The following is a 7097-nucleotide window of genomic DNA, read 5'->3' on the forward strand; positions in this document are numbered from 1 at the left end:
TTTTAGGCATATCAAATAATAAAAGGTGAGGGGATGGCCGAACAATTAAGATGGGTTTTAATCATTATCAGTGTAGTTGTCATTGGTGGTTTATTAATACATGGATTGTGGTCTGTGAGAAAAAAAGACCGCCCAGAAGTATCTGATAACGAGCGGGTTGAACCATTACAAGAAAGCGCATCAGCTTCATCTAAACCGTTCCGAACTGAGGCTGAACCAAAAGAGCCAATGCAAAACGAACGTGATGAGCCACAGTTTGGCGAGCTTAACTTTGATGCAAATGAGCCGCAAATGGATACAAGCGTGCCAGAAGTGCCGATTGAAGATGACCTAGAAATAGTTGATGACCTAGAAGCAAAAGAGCAAAGCGCGGAAGAAGCACCTGCCCAAATGTCTGACTTTGTTATTGTACATATTCAAATGCCGGAAGAGCTTAGTATGCAGGGCAGTAAATTATTGCCAGCAGTTAACACTTTAGGTTTTAAATATTCTGAGGAAGGCTTTTTTAATCGCCACTTAGATCCGGCTGGTCAAGGCCCTGTTTTATTTAGATTAGTAAATATGTACAACCCAGGTACGTTTGATATTGATAATATGGAACAGTTTAGTACCGCAGGGGTAAGCTTATTTATGACGTTACCGTGCGACGGCGATGGTCTAGCTGCATTTAATATGTTGCACAGCGCAGCTAAAAAGTTAGCGGATGAATTTGGTGCGCAAATTTTAGATGCTGAGCGAAATGAAATGACCGTAGATCGCGTAAGACAATATGTTGAGCAGGTTCGTTCTTTTTCAGCGTAAATAACGCATACATTATATTTTTATAAGCCACTGGACGGTGAATCGTCAAAGTGGCTTTTTTTATGTTTATTGAGGTTTAAATGTCTAGCAGCATTAGTGAGCAAGTTAATCATCTTCGTACTACATTAGAGCAACACAATTATAATTATTATGTGCTCGACACCCCCAGTATTCCTGATTCTGAATACGATAGGTTATTACGCGAACTAAGCGCACTTGAAACCGAGCATCCTGAATTTTTAACCGCCGACTCACCTACACAAAAAGTAGGCGGTGCAGCACTTAGTAAATTTGAACAAGTAGCGCACCAAGTACCCATGCTCTCACTTGATAATGCCTTTAGTGAAGAAGAATTCACTGCGTTTAATCGCCGTATAAAAGAGCGTTTAATGAGTACTGATGAGCTTACTTTTTGTTGTGAACCAAAACTTGATGGTTTAGCTGTATCAATTATTTATCGCGATGGTGTGCTTGTACAAGCGGCTACTCGAGGTGATGGTTTTACCGGTGAAAACATTACTCAAAATGTTAAAACCATTCGTAATGTACCGCTCAAGCTCCGTGGTGATTACCCAAAAGAGCTTGAAGTTCGCGGCGAAGTATTTATGGACAGCGCTGGCTTTGATAAATTGAATACTGAAGCGCAAAAACGCGGTGAAAAAGTATTTGTTAACCCGCGTAATGCAGCCGCGGGGAGTTTGCGTCAACTCGACTCTAAAATTACCGCTAAACGCCCACTCATGTTTTATGCGTACAGCACCGGGCTTGTTGCTGATGGCAGCATTCCTGAGGATCACTATCAGCAATTAGAAAAGCTGACTGATTGGGGGCTACCTTTGTGCCCAGAAACAAAATTAGTTGAAGGTCCAAAAGCCGCGCTCGAGTACTACAGCGATATTTTAACGCGCCGTGGTGAGCTTAAATATGAAATTGATGGCGTAGTAATAAAAATAAATAAAAAGACCTTACAAGAGCGTTTAGGCTTTGTGGCACGTGCTCCTCGTTGGGCTATTGCGTATAAGTTTCCGGCGCAAGAGGAAATAACCCAACTACTTGATGTTGATTTTCAAGTCGGTCGTACTGGCGCCATTACACCTGTTGCACGTTTAAAGCCTGTTTTTGTGGGTGGCGTTACCGTATCAAATGCAACGCTTCATAACAGTGATGAAGTTGCACGTTTAGGCGTAAAAGTAGGCGATACAGTTATTATTCGCCGTGCTGGAGACGTAATCCCACAAATAACTCAAGTTGTACTTGAACGCAGACCTGATGATGCCAGAGATATCGAATTCCCGACGACTTGCCCAATCTGTGATTCTCATGTTGAAAAGGTTGAAGGCGAAGCTGTAGCCCGTTGTACGGGTGGACTTGTATGTCCTGCACAGCGTAAGCAAGCTATTAAGCACTTTGCTTCGCGCAAAGCGCTGGATATAGATGGTCTTGGCGATAAGATTGTTGATCAGTTAGTCGATAGAGAACTTATAAAAACGCCTGCTGATTTGTTTATTTTAAAACAGGGGCATTTTGAGTCACTTGAACGTATGGGACCTAAGTCAGCTAAAAACTTAGTAACAGCACTTGAAGAGGCTAAAGGCACTACGCTTGCTAAGTTTTTATATTCATTAGGTATTCGAGAAGCCGGGGAGGCGACAGCACAAAATTTAGCTAATCACTTTCTAACCCTTGAAAATGTAATAAATGCCAGCATTGATAGTTTAACGCAAGTAAGTGATGTAGGCGAAATAGTCGCTGCTCATGTTCGTGGCTTTTTTGATGAAGAGCATAATTTAGCAGTTGTTAATGCGCTGATAGATCAAGGTGTAAACTGGCCAGCGTTGAGCGCACCTTCTGAGGAAGAACAGCCGCTCGCTGGGCTTACATATGTACTTACAGGTACGCTTAATACACTTAATCGCAATGATGCAAAAGCACGATTACAACAACTTGGTGCCAAGGTGTCTGGTAGCGTATCGGCTAAAACAGATGCGTTAGTGGCGGGTGAAAAAGCAGGTTCAAAACTAACAAAAGCACAAGACCTAGGCATAGACATACTAACTGAAGATGAATTAATTGAGTTGCTTATAAAGCATAACGGTTAGGAAAATGACAATGAGCCGATATGGGCCAGAATACTGGGATAAGTACGGAAGTTACCGTACGCCTATTGCATTTCATTTAAGTGTGCTTGTGCTATTACGCAGTTATTTTATTTGGGTTATTGCGGCTTTAAGCCGCAGGCCTGAACTAGATTTAATGTCGTTATTTTTTAAAAATAAAAATGATTTTTTTATCGCAATAACGATTGGAAGTATTGCAATAATACCGACTATTTTATTTTGTTTACGCAGACCACGAGATTCACACAGTGCAAGCAACAGGTTAGCAAGAATATGGCGACATATGCGCTGGCCTCTTATTTTATGTGCAGTTGTTGATTTAACATGGTTAAGTGTTCAAGCAGCGCATAGCCATTATCGATTTTCATCATTTTTAGCAGTACAAATGATGATTGTTTTATGGGTATTATGGTATTTGGTGAAAAGCCGCTATTTAACTGTTTTCTTTAATGATTGGCCTGAGCCGACAGAAAAGGCATCAGAAGAAAAAAAGCGACTTAAAAGGGATTAGTTGTGGACGCCGTAAATAAAAAAATAGCGATAGCTATATCGATAATAGGCTTTGTGCTTATTATTTTAATGATTAGCACTGAGCTTTTAGAGTTTATGTGGTTTAAAGCGTTATTTGGGTTATGGGTATTTGTTTTTTGCTCAAGCGTTTATAGGTTAACGCCTTTATTTAAATCAAGAAACAGGTTAGAGGATTTTATTCAGCGAGACGCCCAGCACTTATTACTTTTTAGTTTGATGGGATTTTTTGATAAAAAGCATGGTCCAGATTGGTTAGTTATTGAGAGTATTGAACGTATAACGACAAAGGATGATGAGCTAATAATTTACAGTAATAACGAGCGCCAAATGAGTGTTAGTTTACCTGTAAAAAAAGCAGAGCTAGATAGTTTTATTAAACGAATACTTACCGACTCAGAAAAACAAAATATTACCTTTAGCTAAGAAAATTACCTTTAAGATTGAACGAGTTTTAGTCTTAAACTGTCAACACTCCTTAGCTGATCTTTAGTGTATTAAATAACGTAATAATTAGCCGTACTTTTTATGACTTTATAAAGTATAGCTAATCAACTATTCAATGAGGCTATTATGTTGAAGTGGAATGATGTTATTAACTTTGCCACCAATGGCAATCCTACCCCAAGTAAAAAAGTAGTCAAAACTGACGAGCAGTGGCGGATGCAACTATCAGAAGATGAATATTACGTAACACGTAAAAAGGGAACAGAGCGCCCAGGTAGCTCGGGTAGTTGTACATTACTCGAACCTGGCAAGTATGTGTGTATTTGTTGTGATAATCTATTGTTTGATGCTGATGAGAAGTTTGATAGTGGTACTGGTTGGCCGTCATTTACGCAACCTGCGACAATTGAAGCGATTGGCTATGTAAGCGATACAAGTCATGGTATGGAGCGCATAGAGGTGGTTTGTAACGTGTGCGATTCGCACTTAGGTCATATTTTTCCAGATGGTCCATTACCAACGGGTTTACGTTATTGCGTTAATGCCGCATCAATGAAAAAGCTCTAATATTTTATTTACTAGCGCTTTGAATATCTAAATTAATTTCTTTTGCTATGTGCAAAATCTTATCTAAACGCTGCGTCTGATCTGCTTGTAATTTAGTTTTATCAAGAAGGGCGTAGCACCTTCTAGCAAGATCCATATTAAATGAGCTGCCAGATTGCTTAGTTGAATCAAATAGGCACTGTAATAAATTAAGTGCGATACTTTGATTACGAGGCATGACTCTAAACGCTTGTGTAAAAGCTTCCAACGCAGTATTTAATTGGCCTTTATTAAATTGACTAACGGCATGGTTGTTAAGCTCTTTTGGACCCATTTTAATATCGCGTCGCTCACTTTGTTGCTGCTGAATATAACGTAAGTAAGTTGTGTCGCTAACTGCGGGATGTCTTTCACAGTGGCTAATTATTTGTGTGAATAAGGTTTGCGCCTTTTGATGAAACCCCAGTTCATGAAATGCTTTTGCTTTATCAAGTGCGCCATCAACCGATCGGATATGAGTATCGTCATCATCAAGTTGTTCAATTAGCTTTTTCGCTTTTTGATGCTCGTCTTTTAAGTAATGGAGTCGTGCATTAAGTACATCAATTTGAGCTTGATTCGCATTATTAGGAAACTGTTTTTTTAAATCATTAATGTACTGATTAGTTTGCCTTGAAATTCGCTGTATTTGATCGGTTTGATCCGTCGTTAGCGCAAAGTCGATACCTGCACGTGCTGCATTCAAATATACATCGGGGTGGTCGTGTATTGAGTGTTTTGCAAAGGTGGCTATATCTTTTTGAGTTAAATAGCTTTTTTCGTAGTCGTGATTAATTAGCGACACATTACTTAGCGATTTTTGGCGTGTGATATTTCGCGGTGCAATTTCTGCAGCTTGGCTTAAAAAGCTTTGTGCTAGCTCAAATTGATTTAGCTTTATTTCTAATCTGCCCAACAAATCAAGGGCTACTAAACGAGTTTCTTGGCGCTCTAACATTGTTTTGAGCATTCGCTGCGCCAAAATATGTTCGTTATTCGCTATAAGTGCTTCTACTAAGCCTACTTTTGCCCAAGCAAATTTTTGAATGTCGAGAACAGACTTAAAAAAGTCTTTCGCATCTTGAGCGCGCTTTAAGCGAAGTAAGGCATCACCTTTTAAGCGAAGTAGGATAGGGCTGTAATTATTATTTTTTTTATCCAGAGCGGTATCAATAAACTTAATAGCTTTTGAATCGTTACCATCATCAATTAATGAATACACTGTTTGTAAGTCGTGTTTACGCTTTAGGATTCGTTCAATGCGTATTTTAAGCTCTTGTACTGTAAAAGGTTTAACTAAAAAGTCATCAGGTTGCAGCTCAAGAACACTATGAACGAGTGAGCCACTTGTTTCTGCTGAGATAAAAATAAAGCCAGTCGAGCTTTTTATGAGTTGCTTTACACGTAGCTCTTCATAAAGCTGGTAGCCATCTTGGTGTTTATTTAAGTTGAATGAGCAAACGATTAGATCAAATTCTTCACTTAAACACTGCTCTTTTGCAGAATTTGCATGATCAGCAAAGCGCAACTGCCGAAAGCCAAGCCTTTCTAACGATTGTTTCATATAGCTTTGAGCAAGTGGCTGCTCCTCTACTATAAGTATTTTGGCTTTTGAATAGATCTTAGTTGGCATTGGCTTAAGCGTGATTGTATTTAACACAGACTATAATCAACAGTTTAACTCCTTACAAGGGAATTTAAATGATAGCTGTATTTATTAGGTAGTTAACTTTGCCTAATACGTTTATCTAACTACGAAGGTACTGAGCCGAATAACATAATTAAAAACTAAATAAGTAAAATTGATAACGCTATATTTGATGAGTGCTTTGATATGGAAATTTAGATTTTAATAAAAATATGAAATGTATTTAAGGTAAAAAGAGGAGTTAAACGTATTCAATATGGGAAAAAAGTTATTACTAGAGAAGTTGTCATTTAAAGAGTTATCTGATGGTATTTATATGTGGTGGGTGATTACTTGGCTTGATACCAGTGACTTAATTACATACGACTTATACCAACCTGCATAAATCTTTGATCAATTTAACGAATTAAATTGCACTATAACGTCGTTAAAAATTTTTTATTTAGAACAACTAGATACAAAAACTTTTGCCTAGTTCTAGCGTAATTTTCTTAACGTTAAATAGACCCCATATATAAGCAGATTGGTATTATATATTGAGTTCTTATGAAGTTCTTAAATGTATTTAATATGCGAAGAAAGAGTTATTACTAGAGAGGTTGTCTGATGGTATTTATATGTGGTGGGTGATACTGGACTTGAACCAGTGACCCTCGCCTTGTAAGGGCGATGCTCTCCCAACTGAGCTAATCACCCACATATAATAGGTATGCTTGTTATTTAATTCTTTATTATCAATAAACCGCTTGATGTAATTTGGTGGGTGATACTGGACTTGAACCAGTGACCCTCGCCTTGTAAGGGCGATGCTCTCCCAACTGAGCTAATCACCCACATATAATAGGTATGCTTGTTATTTAATTCTTTATTATCAATAAACCGCTTGATGTAATTTGGTGGGTGATACTGGACTTGAACCAGTGACCCTCGCCTTGTAAGGGCGATGCTCTCCCAACTGAGCTAATCACCCA

Annotated in this window: 7 protein-coding genes and 3 tRNA genes; 6 read left to right on the forward strand and 4 right to left on the reverse strand. The window is 38.6% G+C overall.

The genetic code is table 11. From position 1 onward, the window contains the following. Nucleotides 1-33: 33 nt before the first annotated feature. The 5 genes from zipA (at nucleotide 34) to msrB (ending at nucleotide 4460) form a co-directional block, all read left to right on the forward strand. Complete coding sequence (gene zipA / locus I6F50_RS14615) at nucleotides 34-801, forward strand: cell division protein ZipA (protein ID WP_197176564.1); 768 nt, start codon at nucleotides 34-36, stop codon at nucleotides 799-801. Nucleotides 802-881: 80 nt separating this feature from the next. Then, complete coding sequence (gene ligA, locus I6F50_RS14620; protein ID WP_165734827.1) at nucleotides 882-2900, forward strand: NAD-dependent DNA ligase LigA; 2019 nt, start codon at nucleotides 882-884, stop codon at nucleotides 2898-2900. A 10-nt stretch (nucleotides 2901-2910) separates the two neighbouring features. After that, on the forward strand, nucleotides 2911-3429 hold the full coding sequence (locus I6F50_RS14625; protein ID WP_007584017.1) for a DUF2919 domain-containing protein: 519 nt from the start codon (nucleotides 2911-2913) through the stop codon (nucleotides 3427-3429). Nucleotides 3430-3431: 2 nt separating this feature from the next. Then, a complete protein-coding gene (locus tag I6F50_RS14630) occupies nucleotides 3432-3872 on the forward strand; it encodes a hypothetical protein (RefSeq protein WP_007584019.1) in 441 nt (146 codons plus the stop codon). Nucleotides 3873-4019: 147 nt separating this feature from the next. Beyond that, on the forward strand, nucleotides 4020-4460 hold the full coding sequence (msrB, locus tag I6F50_RS14635) for a peptide-methionine (R)-S-oxide reductase MsrB (protein ID WP_007584021.1): 441 nt from the start codon (nucleotides 4020-4022) through the stop codon (nucleotides 4458-4460). Nucleotides 4461-4464: 4 nt separating this feature from the next. Here msrB and I6F50_RS14640 read toward each other — a convergent pair whose 3' ends face one another. Then, the gene (locus I6F50_RS14640; RefSeq protein ID WP_197176565.1) at nucleotides 4465-6111 is read right to left on the reverse strand and encodes a tetratricopeptide repeat-containing response regulator; all 1647 of its coding nucleotides are present in this window, start codon (nucleotides 6109-6111) and stop codon (nucleotides 4465-4467) included. Nucleotides 6112-6382: 271 nt separating this feature from the next. Here I6F50_RS14640 and I6F50_RS20445 point away from each other — a divergent pair, with 271 nt between their 5' ends. Then, a complete protein-coding gene (locus I6F50_RS20445) occupies nucleotides 6383-6511 on the forward strand; it encodes a hypothetical protein (RefSeq protein WP_269435061.1) in 129 nt (42 codons plus the stop codon). 235 nt (nucleotides 6512-6746) lie between these two features. Here I6F50_RS20445 and I6F50_RS14645 read toward each other — a convergent pair. From I6F50_RS14645 to I6F50_RS14655, 3 genes are all read right to left on the reverse strand, one after another. Next, nucleotides 6747-6822: transfer RNA gene (locus I6F50_RS14645), tRNA-Val, on the reverse strand. A gap of 61 nt (nucleotides 6823-6883) precedes the next feature. Then, nucleotides 6884-6959: transfer RNA gene (locus I6F50_RS14650), tRNA-Val, on the reverse strand. A 61-nt stretch (nucleotides 6960-7020) separates the two neighbouring features. Continuing rightward, nucleotides 7021-7096: transfer RNA gene (locus tag I6F50_RS14655), tRNA-Val, on the reverse strand. Between the last annotated feature and the right edge of the window lies 1 nt (nucleotide 7097).

It is taken from the genome of Pseudoalteromonas sp. NZS127_1 (assembly GCF_015864295.1).
GTDB lineage: Bacteria > Pseudomonadota > Gammaproteobacteria > Enterobacterales > Alteromonadaceae > Pseudoalteromonas > Pseudoalteromonas arctica.